Annotated in this window: 14 protein-coding genes; 8 read left to right on the top strand and 6 right to left on the bottom strand. The window is 62.6% G+C overall.

The features are described from left to right. Nucleotides 1-5: 5 nt before the first annotated feature. The gene (locus tag HX824_RS10095; RefSeq protein WP_003217775.1) at nucleotides 6-728 is read right to left on the bottom strand and encodes a FadR/GntR family transcriptional regulator; all 723 of its coding nucleotides are present in this window, start codon (nucleotides 726-728) and stop codon (nucleotides 6-8) included. A 56-nt stretch (nucleotides 729-784) separates the two neighbouring features. Then, on the bottom strand, nucleotides 785-2,521 hold the full coding sequence (locus tag HX824_RS10090) for an IlvD/Edd family dehydratase (protein ID WP_177054499.1): 1,737 nt from the start codon (nucleotides 2,519-2,521) through the stop codon (nucleotides 785-787). Between the two features lie 192 nt (nucleotides 2,522-2,713). On the opposite strand from HX824_RS10090, the gene HX824_RS10085 reads away from it, so the two are divergent. Genes HX824_RS10085 through HX824_RS10065 form a run of 5 tightly spaced genes read left to right on the top strand, consistent with a single transcriptional unit; the run spans nucleotide 2,714 to nucleotide 8,610 of the window. Next, complete coding sequence (locus HX824_RS10085) at nucleotides 2,714-4,036, top strand: MFS transporter (RefSeq protein ID WP_087693837.1); 1,323 nt, start codon at nucleotides 2,714-2,716, stop codon at nucleotides 4,034-4,036. A gap of 21 nt (nucleotides 4,037-4,057) precedes the next feature. After that, a complete protein-coding gene (araD1, locus tag HX824_RS10080) occupies nucleotides 4,058-5,050 on the top strand; it encodes an AraD1 family protein (protein WP_134326635.1) in 993 nt (330 codons plus the stop codon). An 11-nt stretch (nucleotides 5,051-5,061) separates the two neighbouring features. After that, nucleotides 5,062-6,642, top strand: coding sequence for an aldehyde dehydrogenase (NADP(+)) (locus HX824_RS10075; protein WP_177054498.1), 1,581 nt, complete (start codon nucleotides 5,062-5,064; stop codon nucleotides 6,640-6,642). Between the two features lie 39 nt (nucleotides 6,643-6,681). Beyond that, a complete protein-coding gene (locus HX824_RS10070; protein ID WP_177054497.1) occupies nucleotides 6,682-7,557 on the top strand; it encodes an SMP-30/gluconolactonase/LRE family protein in 876 nt (291 codons plus the stop codon). 48 nt (nucleotides 7,558-7,605) lie between these two features. Further along, on the top strand, nucleotides 7,606-8,610 hold the full coding sequence (locus HX824_RS10065; RefSeq protein WP_003217769.1) for a substrate-binding domain-containing protein: 1,005 nt from the start codon (nucleotides 7,606-7,608) through the stop codon (nucleotides 8,608-8,610). Between the two features lie 154 nt (nucleotides 8,611-8,764). Here HX824_RS10065 and HX824_RS10060 read toward each other — a convergent pair whose 3' ends face one another. Further along, complete coding sequence (locus tag HX824_RS10060) at nucleotides 8,765-9,913, bottom strand: aldose epimerase family protein (protein WP_008433348.1); 1,149 nt, start codon at nucleotides 9,911-9,913, stop codon at nucleotides 8,765-8,767. Nucleotides 9,914-10,041: 128 nt separating this feature from the next. On the opposite strand from HX824_RS10060, the gene HX824_RS10055 reads away from it, so the two are divergent. Further along, the gene (locus HX824_RS10055; protein WP_003217767.1) at nucleotides 10,042-10,824 is read left to right on the top strand and encodes an SDR family NAD(P)-dependent oxidoreductase; all 783 of its coding nucleotides are present in this window, start codon (nucleotides 10,042-10,044) and stop codon (nucleotides 10,822-10,824) included. A gap of 122 nt (nucleotides 10,825-10,946) precedes the next feature. Further along, nucleotides 10,947-12,998 carry a maltose alpha-D-glucosyltransferase gene (gene treS / locus HX824_RS10050; protein ID WP_008433350.1) on the top strand — a complete coding sequence of 684 codons (2,052 nt, stop codon included), beginning with the start codon at nucleotides 10,947-10,949 and terminating at the stop codon, nucleotides 12,996-12,998. A 36-nt stretch (nucleotides 12,999-13,034) separates the two neighbouring features. On the opposite strand, the gene HX824_RS10045 is transcribed toward treS, so the two are convergent. From HX824_RS10045 to HX824_RS10035, 3 genes are all read right to left on the bottom strand, one after another. Then, on the bottom strand, nucleotides 13,035-16,082 hold the full coding sequence (locus tag HX824_RS10045) for an efflux RND transporter permease subunit (RefSeq protein WP_177054496.1): 3,048 nt from the start codon (nucleotides 16,080-16,082) through the stop codon (nucleotides 13,035-13,037). A gap of 9 nt (nucleotides 16,083-16,091) precedes the next feature. Further along, a complete protein-coding gene (locus tag HX824_RS10040) occupies nucleotides 16,092-17,204 on the bottom strand; it encodes an efflux RND transporter periplasmic adaptor subunit (protein WP_008433355.1) in 1,113 nt (370 codons plus the stop codon). Nucleotides 17,205-17,308: 104 nt separating this feature from the next. Continuing rightward, nucleotides 17,309-18,844, bottom strand: a complete 1,536-nt coding sequence (locus tag HX824_RS10035) for an efflux transporter outer membrane subunit (protein WP_256346961.1) — start codon at nucleotides 18,842-18,844, stop codon at nucleotides 17,309-17,311. A 409-nt stretch (nucleotides 18,845-19,253) separates the two neighbouring features. Between HX824_RS10035 and HX824_RS10030 the strand changes: the two genes are divergently transcribed. After that, nucleotides 19,254-20,210, top strand: a complete 957-nt coding sequence (locus tag HX824_RS10030) for an ABC transporter substrate-binding protein (protein WP_008433361.1) — start codon at nucleotides 19,254-19,256, stop codon at nucleotides 20,208-20,210. Nucleotides 20,211-20,221 lie beyond the last annotated feature (11 nt).

Here is a 20,221-nt window from a genome sequence, read left to right as displayed (position 1 = left end):
CTGGCCTACAGCGGCGTCAGCACATTCATCACGGTGTCCAGCGCCACCCGGGTATCGTCCAGTTGCACCAGGGAGGCATGCCGCGCGCCGAGGGCGTCACGGTTCTTGATCGCGGTGAGGATCGCTTTGTGCCGGGGCAGGCTGAGGCCCTGGATGTCGGGGCGGCGGTTGGTGATGTTGATGGACTCGCGAAGTGGCAGCGACAGCATGTTGCACATGTAGGCCAGCAAGTCGTTGCGGGTCGCATCGGCAATCGCCCGGTGGAAGTCCAGGTCGGCCTGCAGCAACGTTTCGTGGGTATTGGCGGTTTCCATGCCGAGGTAGGCTTTTTCGATGGTGGCGATGTCGGCGTCGGTGGCGGTGGTCGCGGCCATCGCGGCGATTTCCGGCTCGAGGATCCGGCGTACACCGGCCAGGGTGTTGAAAAACTCGCTGTGGGGTGTCGACTGCATCAGCCAGGTCAGCACGTCCGGGTCCAGCAAGTGCCACTGCACCCGAGGGCGCACCACAGCGCCGACCTTGGGCTTGGAAATCACCAGGCCCTTGGCGCTCAGCACCCGAGTCGCCTCACGCAATACCGAGCGGCTGACCTTGTACTCCTCGCACAAGGTGGCCTCCATGGGCAACCGTTCTTCCGGCTTGAAGCGCCCGGAAACGATGTGCATGCCCAAGTCCTGGACGATTTGGGCGTGCATGCTCTTGCGCGGCTTGGTCGGCTGCTGATCCATAACAGGGAGGCTACTCTGGCGAAATACGCGGCATCATAACATTGCTCCCGTCCCAATTAGTGGGAATGACGCGGCACTTCGGCGCCACGGCAGCCCACCAGGAAGTCGAAGTCGCAGCCCTGGTCTGCCTGTAATACGTGGTCGATGTACAGCTGCCGGTAGCCTCCGACAATCAGTTGCTCGGGCGGTGCAAGGTCGGCCATGCGGGCCGCCAGTTCGGCGTCCGGGATGTCCAGGTGCAGGCGGCCATTGGCGCAATCGAGTTCGATCCAGTCGCCTTCCTTGACCGTGGCCAACGGGCCGCCGGCCGCCGCTTCCGGCGCCACGTGCAACACCACGGTGCCGTAGGCCGTGCCGCTCATGCGCGCATCGGAAATCCGCACCATGTCGGTCACGCCCTGGGCCAGCAGTTTGGCCGGCAAGCCCATGTTGCCGACTTCCGCCATGCCCGGATAACCCTTGGGCCCGCAGTTTTTCATCACCAGGATCGAGTTGGCATCCACGTCCAGTTCCGGGTCGTTGATCCGTGCCTTGTAGATGTCGAAGTTCTCGAACACCACGGCACGCCCGCGATGCTGCATCAGTTCGGCACTGGCAGCCGAGGGCTTGAGGACTGCACCCAGTGGTGCGAGGTTGCCCCGCAGCACACAAATGCCGCCGTCGGCGCGGATCGGGTTGTCGAGGGTGCGGATCACTTCGTCCTGGCCGTAGATCGGCGCTTCCCGTGTGTTTTCGCCGAGGGACTTGCCGTTGACGGTCAAGGCATTCGGGTGCGGGATCAGGTTGGCCTCACCGAGGCGGCGCAGCACCGCCGGCAGGCCGCCAGCGTAGTAGAACTCCTCCATCAGGAAGCGCCCGGACGGCTGCAGGTCGACGATGGTCGGCATGCCACGGCCCATGCGGGTCCAGTCGTCCAGGTCGAGCTCGACGCCGATGCGTCCGGCGATGGCTTTCAGGTGAATCACCGCGTTGGTCGAGCCGCCGATGGCTGCGTTGACGCGAATCGCGTTTTCGAAAGCCTCCTTGGTCAGGATCTTCGACAGCTTCAGGTCTTCACGCACCATCTCCACCGCACGCATGCCGGACATGTGCGCCAGTACATAACGCCGCGCATCCACCGCGGGAATCGCCGCGTTGTGGGGCAGGGAAGTGCCGAGTGCTTCGGCCATGCAGGCCATGGTCGAGGCGGTGCCCATGGTGTTGCAGGTGCCCGCCGAGCGGGACATGCCGCCTTCGGCCGCGAGGAAATCGTCGAGGGTAATGGTGCCCGCCTTGACCTGTTCGCTGAGCTGCCACACCACGGTGCCCGAGCCGATGTCCTGGCCCTTGTGCTTGCCGTTGAGCATCGGCCCGCCGGTGACGACGATCGCCGGCACGTCGCAACTGGCGGCGCCCATCAGCAGCGCCGGGGTGGTCTTGTCACAGCCGGTCAGCAGCACCACGCCGTCGATGGGGTTGCCGCGAATGGCTTCCTCCACGTCCATGCTGGCCAGGTTACGGGTGAGCATCGCGGTGGGGCGCAGGTTCGATTCGCCGTTGGAGAACACCGGAAATTCCACCGGAAAGCCACCGGCTTCGATCACGCCGCGTTTCACATGCTCGGCAATCTGGCGGAAGTGCGCGTTGCAGGGCGTCAGCTCCGACCAGGTATTGCAGATCCCGATGATCGGTTTGCCGTGGAACTGATGATCGGCAATCCCCTGATTTTTCATCCAGCTGCGGTACATGAAGCCGTTTTTATCGGCGGTACCAAACCAGCTGGCGGAGCGCAGGACGGGCTTTTTCTCGGACATGGCTGACTCTCTTATTGTAAGACTATATTGATCCATTCTCGGCTTAACATAGGCGTAAATTCGGGTGTTTGGAAGTGTTGTTGATTAAATAGTATTACTATATAGTCCGATTTAACGAGGCCTGGCCCTGGCGGTTTTCCGCGAGAGGCGACCCGAAACGCTCTATAAAAATAACAATCGGAGACCGCTCACATGAGCCAGGAACAGCGGCTGATACGTCGCATCACGCTGAAACTGATTCCCTTCCTGATCTTGCTGTACCTGATTGCCTACGTGGATCGCTCGGCCGTGGGCTTCGCCAAATTGCACATGGGCGCGGATGTCGGCATCGGCGATGCGGCGTATGGACTGGGAGCAGGGCTGTTCTTTATTGGCTACTTCCTGCTGGAAATCCCCAGCAACCTGATGCTCGACCGTTTCGGCGCGCGGCGCTGGTTCGCACGAATCATGGTGACCTGGGGCGCGATTACCATCGGCATGGCATTCGTCCAGGGCCCCCACAGTTTCTATGTGATGCGCTTTCTGCTGGGCGCCGCCGAAGCCGGGTTCTTCCCGGGTGTCCTCTACTACATCACCCAATGGTTCCCGGTGAGGCACCGCGGCAAGATCCTCGGGCTGTTCATCCTGTCCCAACCCATCGCCATGATGATCACCGGCCCCGTGGCGGGCGGCTTGCTCGGCATGGACGGGATACTCGGCCTGCACGGCTGGCAGTGGTTGTTCATCGTCATCGGCACCCCGGCGATCCTGCTGACCTGGCCGGTGCTGCGCTACCTGCCGGATGGGCCGCAACAGGTGAAATGGATGGACCAGGCGGAGAAGGCCTGGCTCACCGGCGAGCTGGCCAAAGACCTGCAAGCCTACGGCCAGACCCGGCACGGCAACCCGCTGCATGCGCTGAAGGACAAACGCGTGCTGCTGCTGGCGCTGTTCTACTTGCCGGTGACCTTGAGCATTTATGGGCTGGGCCTGTGGCTGCCGACCTTGATCAAGCAGTTTGGCGGCAGCGACCTGACCACCGGGTTTGTGTCGGCAGTGCCCTACATCTTCGGGATCATCGGTTTGCTGATCGTCCCGCGCAGTTCCGATCGCCTGAATGATCGCTACGGTCATCTTGCCGTGCTCTACGTGTTGGGCGCCATCGGCCTGTTCCTCAGCGCCTGGCTGACAGTGCCGCTGTGGCAACTGGCAGCGCTGTGCCTGGTGGCGTTTGCGCTGTTCTCTTGCACGGCGGTGTTCTGGACCTTGCCGGGACGTTTCTTTGCCGGCGCGAGTGCAGCGGCGGGCATCGCCTTGATCAACTCGGTGGGCAACCTCGGCGGCTACATCGGGCCGTTCGTGATCGGCGCCCTCAAGGAGTACACCGGCAACCTTGCGTCGGGCTTGTACTTCCTGGCGTGCGTGATGCTGTTCGGGGTGGTGTTGACCGGGGTGGTCTATCGGTTGCTGGAGCGCAGGCACGTGCTGCCGCCCGACCAGTTCGCCGCCAGCGCCCGTGGCGCCACGCGTACTTAATTGGCAATCAGGAGAACACTCATGGGGTTAGTGCAGTTTGAATTGAACAACGGCGAACGCCGAGTGGGCGTGGTCGACGGCGATCAGGTACGCGAGGTGCGGGCCGCCCGCACGGTACGCGACCTGGCACTCGCCGCCATCGAGGCTGGCGTCACCTTGCAACAGCACATAGACCACCTCGGCCTGGCCGAGAGCCACGACTACGCCAGACTGCTGGCCGCGCAGAAGATCTTGCCACCGCTGGATCACCCGGACCCGGCCCACACGCTGGTCAGCGGTACCGGCCTGACCCACCTGGGCAGTGCGTCGGCGCGGGACAAGATGCACCAGAACGCCAGTGACGAAAGCGCGATGACCGACAGCATGCGCATCTTCAAATGGGGCGTGGAGGGCGGCAAACCGGCTGCTGGCCAGGCCGGTGTGCAGCCCGAATGGTTCTACAAGGGCGACGGCAGCATCGTGGTGCGTCCGGGCCAGCCATTCCCGTGGCCAGCGTTTGCCGAAGACGCCGGCGAAGAGCCGGAAATCGCCGGGCTGTATGTGATTGGTCACGACGGCAAGCCGTATCGCCTGGGCTACGCGGTGGGCAACGAGTTTTCCGACCACGTGATGGAGCGCAAGAATTACCTGTACCTGGCCCACTCCAAGCTGCGCAGTTGCAGCTACGGTCCCGAGTTGCGCCTGGGTGAACTGCCCCGGCACCTGGCGGGCACCAGCCGTATCGTGCGCAATGGCGAGGTGTTGTGGCAGCACGAATTCCTCAGTGGCGAAGCCAACATGTGCCACAGCCTCGAAAACCTTGAATACCACCATTTCAAATACACCCAGTTCCTGCGCCCGGGTGACGTGCATATCCATTTCTTCGGCACCGCCACCTTGTCGTTTGCCGACGGCATTCGTACCCAGCCAGGCGATGTGTTTGAAATCAGCCAAGCCGAATTCGGCGCGCCATTGATCAACGGCATTGCCGTGGCCAACAGCGGCGTGGCACCTGGCGGCATAGGCACCCTTTGAAGGAGACAGGCATGACCCGGATTTGTGGCCACAACTACATCGGCGACCAGCGCAGCGCTGCCGGCAGCATCACCCTGCAGAGCATCGACGCCACCAGTGGCGAGGCATTGCCCTTTGATTTCTACCAGGCCACCGCGCAGGAGGTCGACGCCGCGGCCAACGCCGCCGCTCAGGCTTACCCGGCTTATCGCAGCCTGAGCGCGCAGCATCGTGCGTCGTTCCTGGAGGCGATAGCCGATGAACTGGACGCCCTGGGCGATGACTTTGTCGCCCTGGTCTGCCGCGAAACGGCGTTGCCCGCCGGGCGTATCCAGGGTGAGCGCGGTCGTACCAGCGGCCAGATGCGGTTGTTCGCCAAGGTACTGCGGCGCGGTAATTTCTACGGGGCGCGGATCGACCAGGCGCTGCCGGATCGTCAGCCCTTGCCGCGCCCGGATCTGCGCCAATACCGCATCGGCCTGGGGCCGGTCGCGGTGTTTGGGGCGAGCAATTTCCCCCTGGCCTTTTCCACTGCCGGTGGCGACACCGCCGCCGCGCTGGCGGCCGGTTGCCCGGTGGTGTTCAAGGCCCACAGCGGCCACATGGCCACCGCCGAGCGGGTCGCCGATGCGATCATGCGGGCGGCCGAGCGCACAGGTATGCCCGGCGGCGTGTTCAACATGATCTTTGGCGGCGGTGTGGGGGAAGCGCTGGTCAAGCACCCAGCGATCCAGGCCGTGGGTTTCACCGGCTCGCTCAAGGGCGGCCGGGCGTTGTGCGATATGGCGGCGGCACGCCCGCAACCGATCCCGGTGTTCGCCGAGATGTCCAGCATCAACCCGGTGATCGTCTTGCCCCAGGCCCTGCAAACCCGGGCAGACACCATCGCCCGCGACCTGGTCGCCTCGGTGGTGCAGGGGTGCGGCCAGTTCTGCACGAACCCGGGCCTGGTGATCGGGATTGCCTCGCCAGCGTTCACAGGCTTCACCCAACAGGTCGCCCAACTGATCGGCGGCCAGCCCGCGCAAACCATGCTCAATGCCGGCACCTTGAACAGCTACGGCAAAGGCCTGCACACGCTGCTGGCCCATCCTGGCATCGAGCACCTGGCGGGCCAGACGCAAACCGGCAATCAGGCGCAGCCACAGCTGTTCAAAGCGGACGCCAGCCTGCTGATCAACGGCGATGAAGTGCTGCAGGAGGAAGTGTTCGGCCCCACCACGGTGTTCGTGGAAGTCGCCGACCAGGTCCAACTCACTGCGGCGTTGCACGGCCTGCACGGCCAATTGACCGCGACGATCATCGGCGAGCCGGCGGATTTCACCCAGTTCGGCGAGTTGACGCCGCTGCTGGAGCAAAAGGTTGGCCGCATCCTGCTCAACGGCTACCCCACGGGCGTCGAGGTGTGTGACGCGATGGTCCATGGCGGGCCGTATCCGGCGACTTCGGATGCCCGTGGCACTTCCGTGGGCACCCTGGCGATCGAGCGTTTCCTGCGACCTGTGTGCTTTCAGAATTACCCTGATAGCCTGCTCCCCGACGCGCTGAAGAATGCCAACCCATTGCGCATTCAGCGTCTGGTAGATGGGCAGCCGTCGCGCGACGCGCTGTAACCGGTACCACCTGAAAACAACAAGAAAGCAGGAGGTTTCATGTCGTGGACCGCAGTCACACCGCACCGGGCTCGGCTGGGCGAAGGGCCGTTCTGGGATGTACCGGGCCAGGCCTTGTATTGGGTGGACATCATCGGCCAGCAGGCCTTGCGCCTGCAGGGCGGGCAATTGCACACCTGGCAATTGCCTGAGCCGGTCTCGGCGTTTATCCCGTGCGCCAGCGGCGATGCACTGGTGACCCTGAGCAGCGGCGTGTATCGCCTCGACCTCGATTCGACGCCGAGCGATCCACGCCTGACCTTGCTTTGCGTCGCCGATCCGCAACCGGGCAACCGTGCCAACGAAGCCCGCTGCGATGCCCAGGGCCGGCTGTGGCTGGGCACCATGCAGAACAACATCGGCGAGCACGGTGAAGACTTGCCGGTGCTGCGACGTTCCGGCGGCCTGTTCCGGGTCGATACCGACGGGCAGGTCACGCCGTTGCTGCAAGGCCTAGGGATTCCCAACACCTTGCTGTGGAACGACGCCGCCACCCACGTGCATTTCGGCGACAGCCTGGACGGCACGCTCTATCGATACCCGATGACTGAACAGGGCCAGCTCGCACCTGCGCAAGTCTGGTTCGGGCCTCACTCCCGGGGTGGCCCGGACGGCTCCGCCATGGACGCCGAAGGCTATATCTGGAACGCGCGCTGGGACGGCAGCTGCCTGCTGCGGCTGACGCCGGACGGTGAAGTTGACCGGGTCATCGAATTGCCGGTCAGCCGTCCCACCAGTTGCGTGTTCGCAGGCCCCGACCTCAAGACCTTGTACATCACCAGTGCCGCCAGCCCGCTGGATCACCCGCTGGACGGTGCGGTGCTGGCCATTGAGGTCGATGTGCCGGGGAAAGTCTGCCACCGCTTTGCAGGATAACCAACAGGCTGTTTAACGCACTCAAAAACAACAACAAGGAGTCACCCTATGAATCGTCGTCGTGGTATCCGTTCCCTGTGCTGCGCCGCTGTGGCGGTGTCCGCCGTCGGCCTGAGCAGCCTGTTGCTGGCGGCCGAGCCGGTGAAGATCGGCTTTCTGGTCAAGCAGGCGGAAGAGCCCTGGTTCCAGACCGAATGGGCCTTCGCCGAAAAGGCCGGCAAGGACAAGGGCTTCGAGGTGATCAAGATCGCCGTGCCCGACGGCGAGAAAACCCTCTCGGCCATCGACAGCCTGGCGGCCAACGGTGCCAAGGGTTTTGTGATTTGCCCGCCGGACGTGTCCCTCGGCCCGGCGATCATGGCCAAGGCCAAAGCCAACGGCTTGAAAGTGATCGCCGTGGATGACCGTTTTGTGGACGCCAAGGGCAACTTCATGGAAGACGTGCCTTACCTGGGCATGGCCGCGTTTGAAGTGGGCGAGAAGCAGGGCAGTGCCATGGCCACTGAAGCGAAAAAACGTGGCTGGGACTGGAAGGACACCTATGCGGTGATCAACACCTACAACGAACTCGATACCGGTAAAAAGCGCACTGATGGCTCGGTCAAATCCCTGAAGGCTGCGGGTATTCCGGATGACCACATCCTGTACGCAGCCCTCAAGACCCTCGACGTCCCCGGCAGCATGGACGCCACCAACTCGGCGCTGGTCAAGCTGCCCGGCGGCGCGAAAAACCTGATCATCGGCGGCATGAATGACAACACCGTGCTTGGCGGCGTGCGCGCCACCGAAAGCGCCGGGTTTGCGGCGGCGAATGTCATCGGCATCGGCATCAACGGCACCGATGCCATTGGCGAATTGAAGAAAGCCAACAGCGGCTTCTTCGGCTCGATGCTGCCCAGCCCGCACATCGAGGGCTACAACACCGCGAGCATGATGTTCGAGTGGGTCACTACGGGTAAGGAGCCGCCGAAGTACACGGCCATGGATGAGGTGACGCTGATCACCCGCGAGAACTTCAAGCAGGAGCTGGAAAAGATCGGTTTGTGGAACTGATGGCCGCTGACGTTTCCCGGCAGCCCTGCTAACACCGGTACTGTGGGAGCTGTCGAGCTTCAGCGAGGCTGCGATAGCGGTGGGTCAGGCACCTTGGATATTGATAGTGCCGACGTCATCGCAGCCTCGCCAAAGCTCGACAGCTCCCACAGGTTTAGTCAGCAGAGAATTTCAGCACGGTATTCTGCGTGTAGGTCTGGCCAGGATCGAGACGGGTAGAGGGGAAGCTCGGCTGGTTGGGGCCGTCGGGAAAATGCTGGGTTTCCAGGGTGAACGCACTCCAGTGGGCGTAAGGCTTGCCACCCTTGCCCTTGATCGTCCCGTCGAGGAAGTTGCCGGTATAGAACTGCACGCCAGGCTCGCTGGTATACAGCTGCAAGCGGCGACCGGACTGCGGGTCACGAACGTCGGCGGCCAGTTTGCCGATATCACCCTTGGCATCCAGCACCCAGTTGAAGTCAAAGCCACCTTGTTTAGGTTCGGCGAATTTCAGCTGGGGATGATCGTCCTTGATGTGCTGGCCGATGGCAGTGGGCTTGAGAAAGTCCATCGGCGTACCGGCGACCGGGGCCAGTTCGCCGATGGGAATCAGGGTGCTGTTGACCGGGGTGTAATGGCTGGCATGCAGGGTGGCGACTTGCTTGAGCACATCACCGCTGCCGGCGCCGGCGAGGTTGAAGTAACTGTGGTTGGTGAGGTTGAGCACCGTGGGTTTGTCGGTGGTGGCCTTGTAGTCGATGTGCAGTTCGTTCTTGTCGTTGAGGCTATAGGTGACATCGACTTTCAGGTTGCCGGGGAAACCCATCTCGCCGTCCTTGGACAGGTAGCTCAGGGTCACGCCCACCGAATCGTCCTGCTTGACCGGCTGGGCTTTCCACACATGCTTGTCGAAACCTTGCGGGCCGCCGTGCAGCGAGTTCGGCCCGTCGTTGAGGGGCACTTGATAGCGTTTGCCGTCCAGTTCAAAGCTGCCCTTGTCCAGGCGGTTGCCAAAACGGCCGATGGTCGCGCCGAAGAACGCAGTACCGGCCTGGTAGCCCTGGACGTCATCGAAGCCCAGCACCACGTCGGCGAACTGGCCGTGTTTGTCGGGTACTTTCAGCGACTGCAAGACCGCGCCATAGGTGATGACCGTGGCTTGTACGCCATGACTGTTACGCAATACATACTGCTCGACGGCGGTGCCGTCATTGGTTTTGCCGAAGGGTTTGTGTTCGCTGGACAAGCCAGCCGCCTGAGCGCCCAGGCTGGCCACCGCCAGGGAGAGGCCAAGGCCGGTAAGCAGGAATCGGGATTGCCGCATGACTGAGCTACCTTTATTGTTGTTAATTAAATAGTTCTACTATTTATTCGGCTGCAGGGCTGATTTATAGCCAATATCGCAAAACATGCAATATAAAATAAGACTAAATACAGCGGAGTGACTGCCCCATGAACACTGAAAAACAGCCCGGCGCGCAGGCGATGTACCCGGACCTGCGGGATAAAACCGTGCTGATCTCCGGCGGTGCTTCCGGGATAGGCGAGGCCATGGTGCGTGCCTTCGCACGCCAGGGGGCCAAGGTAGCCTTCGTGGACCGGGCGCAAGGGCAGGGCGACCGATTGGCGGCGATATTGTCGGCCGAGGGCCATGCCGTCGAATTCGCCCATTGCGATATCACCGACGAGATCGCGTACAAGGCCGCGATAGCGTGCCTGGCGCAGAGCCTTGGACCGATCGACGTGCTGGTGAACAATGCCGCCAACGACGTTCGGCACACCCTGGATGAAATCGACTCGGAGCGGTTCGACCAACTGATTTCGGTCAACCTGAAGCACGGGTTTTTCGCGGCCCGGGCCGTGGTGCCGATGATGAAGGCCGCAGGCGGCGGGTCGATCATCAACCTGGGTTCCATCGGCTGGATGATGGCTTCCAGCGGCTACCCGGTATACGCCGCCAGCAAAGCCGCCGCCCACGGCATGACCCGGGCCCTGGCGCGGGAGCTTGGGCCCAGCCGTATCAGGGTCAATACGCTGGTGCCGGGCTGGGTGATGACCGAGAAACAACTGGCGATGTGGGTGGATGACGCGGCCCGGGAATTGATCGCCCGCAGCCAGTGCCTGCCGGGCAGTGTGGAGCCGGAACATATCGCCAATATGGCGCTGTTCCTGGCCTCTGATGTATCGGCGATGTGTACCGCACAGAACTTCATTGTGGACGGCGGCTGGGTCTAGGCCGGGGAAGGGTCGCCATCCCGGATGCAACGAATCGCCGCCCGGGGCCTCATACAGTAACGAACGGTGGTTCATATGCAGCCACCGCAACCGACTACTTCATGGGTGCAGGTGATTGATTTATGACGGACGCCGATAAGAAACATGTGGCCTGGCTGGTGGAACAATCGATGCTGCATGCCGCCAAGCAGCGCGCCAGGCTTTATTCGGGGCAAGGCCGGTTGTGGCAACAGCCATATGCCCATACACGGCCCCGTGATGCTTCAGCCCTGGCATCGGTGTGGTTCACGGCCTATCCGGCGTCCATCGTCACCCGCGAGAACGGCAGCGTACTGGAGGCCCTGGGGGATGAAACCTTGTGGCACGCGCTGTCAAAAATCGGCATCCAGGGCATTCACAACGGTCCATTGAAACGCTCGGGCGGTCTTTCCGGCACCGAGCACACCCCCACCATTGACGGCAATTTTGACCGCATCAGCTTCGACATCGACCCGCAACTGGGCACCGAAGCCCAGCTTCAGGCGCTGGCTCGCATGGCCGCCGCGCACAACGCAGTGATCATCGACGATGTGATCCCGTCCCACACCGGCAAGGGCGCGGACTTCCGCCTGGCCGAGATGGCCTACGAAGACTATCCCGGGCTCTACCACATGGTGGAGATCCGCGAAGAAGACTGGCCGCTGCTGCCCGACATCAGCGAGGGCCGCGATGCGCAGAACCTCAGCCCGCAGCAGGTCGACGTGCTCAGGGACAAGCACTACATCGTCGGCCAGTTGCAACGGGTGATCTTCTTCGAACCCGGGGTCAAGGAAACCGACTGGAGCGCGACCGATGTGGTCATCGGCGTGGACGGCAAGCCCCGCCGCTGGGTGTACCTGCATTACTTCAAGGAAGGGCAGCCGTCGCTGAACTGGCTGGACCCGACCTTCGCCGCGCAGCAGATGATCATCGGCGACGCCCTGCACGCCATCGACGTGATGGGGGCGAAGATCCTGCGCCTTGACGCCAACGGTTTCCTTGGCGTGGAACGAAAACTGGAAGGTAACGCCTGGTCTGAAAGCCATCCGCTGTCCATCACCGGCAACCAGATCCTGGGCGGCGCAATTCGCAAGGCGGGCGGTTTCAGCTTCCAGGAACTGAACCTGACGGTGGACGACATCGCCGCCATGTCCCACGGCGGCGCAGACCTGTCCTACGACTTCATCACGCGCCCGGCTTACCAGCACGCGTTATTGATGGGCGACACCGAATTCCTGCGCCTGATGCTGCGGGAGATGCACACCCTGGGCATCGACCCCGGCTCGCTGATCCACGCCTTGCAGAACCATGACGAGCTGACCCTGGAACTGGTGCACTTCTGGACGTTGCACGCCCATGACACCTACCTCTATCAGGGGCAGACCTTTCCCGGCGGCATCCTGCGCGAGCATATCCGTGAGCAGATGTACGAACGCCTGGCTGGCGAACACGCGCCGTATAACCTGAAGTTCGTGACCAACGGCGTGTCCTGCACCACCGCCAGCATCATTACGGCGGCGCTGGGCATTCGCGACCTTGAGGCGATTACCCCGGCGGATATCCAGCAGATCCGCCAGATTCACCTGCTGCTGGTGATGTACAACGCGATGCAACCGGGGGTGTTTGCACTGTCCGGCTGGGACCTGGTGGGCGCATTGCCGTTGCCGGCGCAGGAGGTGGCCCACTTGATGCTGGATGGCGACACACGCTGGATCCATCGCGGCGCCTATGACCTGGTGGACCTGAATCCGGATGCGGAGCAATCCGCCGGGCAGATGCCGCGCCCGAAAACCTTGTATGGCAGCCTGATCAGCCAGTTGGCCGACCCGGATTCATTTGCCTCGCAACTGCAAAGAATCCTCGCGGTGCGCCGAGCCTACGACATCGCCGCCAGCCGCCAGATCCTGGTGCCGGATGTGCAGCACCCGGGGCTGTTGATCATGGTGCACGAGCTGCCGGCGGGCAAAGGTACCCAGATCACGGCGCTGAACTTCGGCTCGACGCCGATTACTGAAACCCTGCACCTGCCCGATATTGCGCCCGGGCCGGTGGTGGACATCATCAATGAGCGGGTGGAGGGCGACCTGACACCCGAGGGTGATTTCACCATCACCTTGGATGCGTATGAAGGCTTGGCGCTGCGGGTAGTGATCTGACCCACTGATCCACTGCAGGAGCGAGCCAGCTCGCTCCTAAACGGGGACCGGCTGTTCCGCCTCCTGATGGTGCGTGGAGCCAATGAACATATACATCGCCGGCACCATGAACAGCGTCAGCACGGTACCGATCGACAACCCGGCAAAGATCACCAGGCCCATGTCATGCCGTCCCGCAGCCCCGGCACCGGAGGCCCACACCAGCGGCACCACGCCCAGCACCATGGCGGCGGTGGTCATCAGGATCGGCCGCAGACGCACGCCGGCGGCTTCTTCTATGGCCTCGCGCTTGCTGTGACCGGCGCGCTGCAACTCGTTGGCAAACTGCACGATCAGGATCCCGTGCTTGGTGATCAACCCCAGCAACGTCACCAGGCCCACCTGGGTGTACACGTTGATCGAGGCAAACCCCATGGTGATAAACGCCAGCGCGCCGAAGAGTGCAGGGGGCACCGAGAACAGGATCACCACCGGGTCGCGGAAACTCTCGAACTGAAACGCCAGGGCCAGGTACACGATCAGGATCGAGAACATCAGCAAGCCGAAGAACCCGCCGGATTCCTGCATGAACTGGCGAGATTCGCCGGAGAAGTCCGAGGTGTAACCCGACGGCGCAATATTGGTCAGAATGGTGTTCAGTTTCGCCAGCAGCTCGCCCTGGGCCACGCCGCTGACGCCCGACAGGGTCGCCGAGTTGAGTTGCTGGAAGTGGTTGATGGATTCCGGCTGGGTCGAGGTTTCGATATGCGCCACGGTGCGCGCCTGGATCATGCTGCCGGATGGCGTGCGGATGTAGTAATCGAGAATCTGGTCCGGGTTGAGGCGATCAACCTGCAACACCTGGGGAATCACTTTGTACGAGCGCCCGGCAGTGGAGAAGTAGTTCACGTAGTTGCCGCCCAGTGCCGCGGACAGCGCCGCACCGACGTCGGCCTGGGTCATGCCCAGTGCGGCGATTTTTTCCCGGTCCACCACCAGCTTGGCTTGTGGCTTGTCGAGTTTCAGGTCCATGTCGGAGAAATAGAACAGCTGTTGTTTTTGGGCCTCGGCCACCACGGCCTGGGCGACTTCATTGAGGTTTTCCACCGAGTCGGTGGTGGTGATCACGAACTGCACCGGCAAGCCCTGGGCGCCCGGCAGCGACGGCAGGGGGAAGGCGGCGATGGTGGCGCCCGGCACCTGGTTCCATTTCTGCTGGAGTTCCAATATCAGTTGGGCTTGGGAGCGCGTGCGGTCGCCCCAGTTTTTCAGCAGTACACCGCCCAGGCCCTGGTTGAGGATAGGCAACCCGGTCAGCTGGAACATCTGCGCGTATTCCGGCTCTTTGTTGGCGATCTGGAAGGCCTGGTCGGCGATGCGCTCCATCTGCTGCGGCGAGGCGGTGGGCGGGCCCTTGATCTGCATGAACACCAGCCCCTGGTCCTCGGTGGGCGACAGTTCGCTTTTGGCGGTCATGCCGCTGGCGGCCACCAGCAGGAACAGCACAAAACCAAACGTCACCAGCACCGGCCATACGTTCAGGCCGCCCGAGAGTACGCGGTGGTAACGGCCCCGCAACCAGTCGAAGTACTGATCGAGCTTGCGGGCAAACCGGCCTTCTTCCTGCCCGGACTTGAACAGCCGGGAGGTCATCATCGGCGAGAGCGTCAACGCCACCACGGCCGACACGGTCACGGCACCCGCCAGTGAGAAGCAGAACTCCTTGAACAGCGCACCGGTAAGGCCGCTGCGCAGCCCGATGGGCACGTAGGCGGCGATCAGCACCACGGTCATCGCGATGATCGGCCCACCCAGTTCCCGCGCGGCAACCAGCGCAGCTTCCAGCACGCCTTTGCCTTCTTCCTTGATATGCCGGTCGACGTTCTCCACCACGATAATCGCGTCGTCCACCACCAGGCCGATCGCCAATACCAGGGCAAGCAGGGTCAGCAGGTTTATCGAGTACCCCAGCAGGTACATGATGAAGAAGGTCCCGACCAGCGACAGCGGGATCGCCACCAGCGGCACGATCACCGCGCGGAACGAGCCGAGGAACAGGTAGATCACCACCGACACAATGATCATCGCCTCGACCAGGGTCTTCACCACCTCATAGATCGAGGTGTTGATGAACTCCGTGGAGTCATACACGATCTCGCCGCGTACCCCGGTGGGCAACTGGGATTGCAGCTCGGGGAAGGCCTCGCGCACGCTGTCGGCCACCGTCAGGATATTGGCAGTCGGCGCCGTCTTGATGCCGATGAACACCGAACGCTTGCCGGAAAACGCCACGCTGCTGTCGTAGCTTTCGGCGCCGAGGGTGACGGTGGCCACGTCCTCCAGGTACACCAGGGCATCGCCTTTCTGCTTGACCACCAGCCGCTTGAATTCATCCACCGTGTGCAAGTCGGTCCCGGCCGTCAGGTCGACTGTCACCGTTTGCCCGCGGGTGGAACCGACGGCAGACAGGTAGTTGTTGTTGGCCAGGGCGGTGGACACGTCCTGGGCGGTCACGTTATGCGCCGCCAGTTTGTTCGGGTCCATCCAGGCGCGCAGGGCGAACTGGCGCCCGCCGAGGATTTCTGCGGTTTGCACGCCCTGGATCGAGTCCAGCTTGGGCTTGACCACCCGCACCAGGTAGTCGGTGATGTTGTTGGTGGGCAGGGTGTCGCTGTAGAAACCCAGGTACATGGCGTCTGTGGTCTGCCCGACCGCCACCGTCAGCACCGGTTCCTGGGACTGCGCCGGCAGTTGGTTCTTGACCGAGTTGACCTGGGTGTTGATCTCGGTGAGGGCCTTGCTCGCGTCGTAATTCAGCCGCAGCGTGGCGGTAATCGTCGAGACACCGGTGATGCTCGTTGATGACAGGTAGTCGATGCCCTGGGCCTGGGCGATGGCCGATTCAAGCGGCTGGGTGATAAAGCCGGCAACGGTGGAGGCGTCCGCGCCGTAGTAGGCGGTGGTGATGGTGACCACGGTATTTTCGGTGCGTGGCCATTGGTTCACCGGCAATTCGAAGATCGAGCGCAGCCCCAGGATCAGGATGAACAGCGAGACGACAATCGCCCAGACCGGCCGCTGAATAAAGGTATCGGTAAGCTTCATGGGACACCTTTAGTGTTCTTGGGGAGTCGGCGCAGGATCGTTCAGCGGCGCGGCGCTGTTATCGACCTTCACCGGCGAGCCATTCTTGAGCTTCATCTGGCCGCTGGTGATCAGCAGGTCGCCTTCCTTCACGCCCGACAGGATCGCCACCTGATCGCCCCGGGTCGGTCCGGTCTTGATAAAGGTCTGTTGCGCGGTGAGGACTTCCTCACCCTTGTCGTTCTTGCTCGATGTGGCAATGAATACTGTGGTGCCGTAAGGGTTGTAGGTCACCGATGTCTGCGGAACGGTGAGGTAGCGCTGCGTCGCACCGGAGTTGACCACGGCGCGGGCAAACATCCCGGGCACCAGGTTCTGTTTGGGGTTGTCGACGGTGGCTTCCACGGTGACATTGCGCGTGGTGGCGTCGAACTGGGTGTCGATGGTGCTGATCTTGCCGGTGAAGGTTTGATTCGACAGTCCGTCGGCCGTTACCGAAACCCCTTGGCCGATGGCGATGGCCTCCATTTGAGTCTGGGGCACCGTGAAGTCGATGTAGATCGGATCGAAGGTTTGCAGCGTGGCGATCTTGTCGCCGGGGTTGAGGTATTGGCCAGGGTTGACGCTGGTGATGCCGATGCGCCCGGCAAACGGTGCGCGGATGGTTTTTTTCGCCACCAGCGCGCGCTGTTGTTCGGCGGCGGCGAGCTTGGCTTTGAGGTCGGCGGTGTCAGTGTCCACTTGTGCCTGGGAGATGGCGTTAACCGCCAGTTGCGCCTTGTCACGCTTGAGGACGATCACCGCCAGGTCAGCCGTGGCCTCAAGGGAATGCAGTTGCGCGATGTCCGAGTCGGCATTCAGTTGGACGAGCAGCGCCTGGGCCGCCACTTCTTGCCCGGGCGTGAAGCCGATGGTGCGCACGATGCCGCCCACTTCAGTGGTCACATCCACCCCCCTGACCGCTTTCATTGAGCCCACGGCGCTGACATTCGGTTGCCAGTCGCTGAACGGCACCTTCATGGCCGTGACCACGGAGGCGGGCAGGGGCATTTTCGACTGGGCGATCAGCGCCGAAATCTGCACGAACTTCACCCCGGCAATGATCGCCACAATCACCAGCACCACCACGATCATGATGATCATCGGCCGCCACAGTCGGCGCTTGCGCGGTGCGCCGGGCTCGGTGGACAGGGGAGAGGCGGTTATGACGTCAGCCATGGATGTTCTCGCTGTTTCAAGAGTTCAGTTCAGTTGAACCGTGCCGAATCGGCAGGCGCTGCCTCGTTCCTGGCCGGCATGATCTCGTTCCACGAAGGCAGGCCGAACCGATCAGGCCGGCCCTTGGTGGCAGGGTCCACATCGGTACGGTTCCACCATCCGCCACCCAATGCCTGGAAGAGCGCGGTGGTGTCGCTGTAGCGGGAGGCCTGCGCCCTGACCCGGGCCAGCACGGTGTTCTGGTAGGTTTGCTGGGCCGTGAGCAGGTTGATGTACGCCACGGCACCGAGTTTGAACTGCGCCTGCACCAGGTCCAGGTTGGCTTGGGCAGAGCGCTCGGCCACCACCTGCTGGTTGAGCGCATCGGCATCCGCCTCCAGCGCCCGCAGTGCGTTGGCCACGTCCTGGAACGCGCCGATCACCGTGCCACGGTAGCGGGCTGCCGACTCGTCATAGGCGGCCACGGCAGCGCGTTTGCGATGTTCGAGTGCGCCGGCATCGAAGATCGGTTGGGTGATCGACCCGGCTAGGCTCCAGACCCCACTGCCCGCCGAAAACAATTTGGTCCCGCTGGCCACCGTGGAGCCAACCGACCCGGTAATGCTGAACTGGGGCAACTGATTGGCGACGGCCACGCCGATATTGGCACTGGCCTGATGCAGTTGCGCCTGCGCGGAACGCACATCGGGCCGCTGGCCAACGATGGCCGAAGGCAGGCTGAGCGGCAGTTCTTCGGGCAGGTGCAGGGAGGCGAGGTTGAAGCGCTCGTCCCGGTCCTGGTTGGGAAACCGGCCGAGGTAGGCCATCAACTGGTTGCGGGTCTGGGCGAACTGCTTTTGCAGGGGCGGCAAGGTGGCACGGGTTTGCGCCAGCGCGGTCTGCTGTGTGAGCACGTCGGAGTCGCCGATAGCACCCAGCCGGCGCTGCGCCTGCAGGACGTCGAGCTGATCACTCTGTAGCCGAATGATGGTTTCGGTGGCGGCGATCTGGTCGCGTATAGAGGCCAGGCTGACTGCGGTGTTCACCACATTGGAGGTCAAGGTGAGGTAGGTCGCCTCCAGCTGGAAGCGTTCGTACTCGGCCTGGGCCGAGGTGGATTCAATTTGCCGGCGCGTGCCGCCGAACACATCCGGGGCGTAGGACACGCTCAGCGACGCCGAACTCACCGTGAGAATCGGCGACTCCGGCAGGCCCGAGGTGACGCCCGATACTTTCTCGCGGGCCTTCTGCACGTTGGCGCTCACCGAGGGAAACAGCGACGCCTGGTCGGCATAGACCAGCTCGTTGGCCTGGCGCAATGCCGCCTGCGCGGCGGTGACATCCGGGTTGGCGCGCAAGGCTTCCTCCACCAGCGCGTTCAGTTCCGGTGAGCGGAACAGCGTCCACCATTGCCCGGGAATATCCATCCCGGCGATCAACCGCTGCGCCGCACCGCCGGTGTCGATATCGGCCTTGGTGGTGGAGGTGAGTTTTTCTCGTGAATAATCGGCGTTCGCCGGCACCTCAGGGCGCGCGAAATCGGGCCCGACGGTACATCCGGCGAGGGCGATGCACAGCAGGCTCAAGGGAGCCAGAAGGTGTGGTGGTCGAAAAAGGGCGCGGCTGTGCGCCACTGGTTGCGGTGCCGATGCAAGCTGCCGAGGCTGCTCTTTCATATTTACTCTGATTAATCAGTTGGTTAACTGCTTTATTTGTTGAGCAATGAGTGCGCGGGCATCGGGCCATACGGCTGAAAAAATGGCGCGAGAGTCGCCGAATTCAAATCAGTGTAGGTGGTGCAGGCGGGTACGCAATGTCCGTGCGCGCCGACCACCCACAAAAATGCATTTAACGCATTAATATCGAATTAGGTTATGCGTTATAAGTATTTTACATGCAGCCGTCAGCCCCTCATCGTAGCCCTCCCTACGAACACTGCCGAGACCGCACGCGCGGATCGACTTTCAATGCTTGAGAAGGCATCTGGAGACGAACGTGCGTTACCTGACAAAACTGGCGGCCGGGTTGGCCGCCACGCTGCTGTGCCTGACCGCGAACGCGCAAACGCTGGTGGTCGGAGACCAAAGCTACAACGCCCAGGCCGTGATGGAAGCGGCGGGGGTGCTGGATGATCTGCCCTACACCCTTGAATGGAAGCAATTCACCGCCGGGTCTCCGGTGGCGGAAGCCCTCAATACCAACAGCCTCGACATCGGCCTGCTCGGCGATGCGCCCGTGCTGTTCCTCGGTGCACTCGGCGCACCGATCAAGGTGATTGCCATCAGCCGGCAAAACCTCGAGGGCGTGGCCATCCTGGTGAAAAAGGATTCCTCGATCCACAGCCTTGCGGACCTCAAAGGCAAGCGCGCCGCCATCTGGAAAGGCTCCTGGAGCCAGCAACTGCTGCTGACCGCACTGGATAAGGCCGGCGTGCCGAAAGACGCCCTGGAGTTGCGTTACCTCAGTGCACTGGATGCTTCCCACGCACTGGAAGGCGGTTCGGTCGACGTCATCGCCACCTGGGAACCCTACGTCACCCAACAGGAACGCCAGGGTGCACGGGTATTGGCGACCGCAGACGGGCTGATCCCGGCCCAGAGCTTCGTTGCCGCCAGCACCAGAGCCGTCGATAACAAGCGTGCGCAAATCAGCGATTTTCTCCAGCGCCTGAAGAAAGCCCGTGACTGGACGCGCCAAAGCCCGGCCAACGCCGACGCGTATGCAGATGCCTGGGCCAAGCGCACCCGCGCAGATGCCGACATTGCCCGCGCCTGGTTTGCCCGGGCACGCACGACGGTCGAACCGGTGACAGCCCAGTCGCCTGTAGAAGCACAAAAGACCGTGGACTTTTTCGCAAGCCAGGGACTGGTCAAGTCTTACCCGGCAGCCAAGCTGTTCGACGACTCCTTCGCGGCGTCCTTGCAACCAGCCGTCGCCAGAACCCAGCCCTGAACGTTTCCAGG

Source organism: Pseudomonas sp. D4002 (genome assembly GCF_013385665.1).
GTDB lineage: Bacteria > Pseudomonadota > Gammaproteobacteria > Pseudomonadales > Pseudomonadaceae > Aquipseudomonas.
The sequence above is the reverse complement of the archived record's forward strand: the minus strand, read 5'-3'. Positions and strand labels throughout refer to the sequence as shown.

Coding starts and splice junctions, on each gene's coding strand:
- HX824_RS10045 (WP_177054496.1), bottom strand. CDS start 16,082: ATGAAGCTTACCGATACCTTTATTCAGCGGCCGGTCTGGGCGATTGTC.
- araD1 (WP_134326635.1), top strand. CDS start 4,058: ATGGGGTTAGTGCAGTTTGAATTGAACAACGGCGAACGCCGAGTGGGC.
- HX824_RS10065 (WP_003217769.1), top strand. CDS start 7,606: ATGAATCGTCGTCGTGGTATCCGTTCCCTGTGCTGCGCCGCTGTGGCG.
- HX824_RS10090 (WP_177054499.1), bottom strand. CDS start 2,521: ATGTCCGAGAAAAAGCCCGTCCTGCGCTCCGCCAGCTGGTTTGGTACC.
- treS (WP_008433350.1), top strand. CDS start 10,947: ATGACGGACGCCGATAAGAAACATGTGGCCTGGCTGGTGGAACAATCG.
- HX824_RS10060 (WP_008433348.1), bottom strand. CDS start 9,913: ATGCGGCAATCCCGATTCCTGCTTACCGGCCTTGGCCTCTCCCTGGCG.
- HX824_RS10095 (WP_003217775.1), bottom strand. CDS start 728: ATGGATCAGCAGCCGACCAAGCCGCGCAAGAGCATGCACGCCCAAATC.
- HX824_RS10070 (WP_177054497.1), top strand. CDS start 6,682: ATGTCGTGGACCGCAGTCACACCGCACCGGGCTCGGCTGGGCGAAGGG.
- HX824_RS10075 (WP_177054498.1), top strand. CDS start 5,062: ATGACCCGGATTTGTGGCCACAACTACATCGGCGACCAGCGCAGCGCT.
- HX824_RS10040 (WP_008433355.1), bottom strand. CDS start 17,204: ATGATCATCATGATCGTGGTGGTGCTGGTGATTGTGGCGATCATTGCC.
- HX824_RS10085 (WP_087693837.1), top strand. CDS start 2,714: ATGAGCCAGGAACAGCGGCTGATACGTCGCATCACGCTGAAACTGATT.
- HX824_RS10055 (WP_003217767.1), top strand. CDS start 10,042: ATGAACACTGAAAAACAGCCCGGCGCGCAGGCGATGTACCCGGACCTG.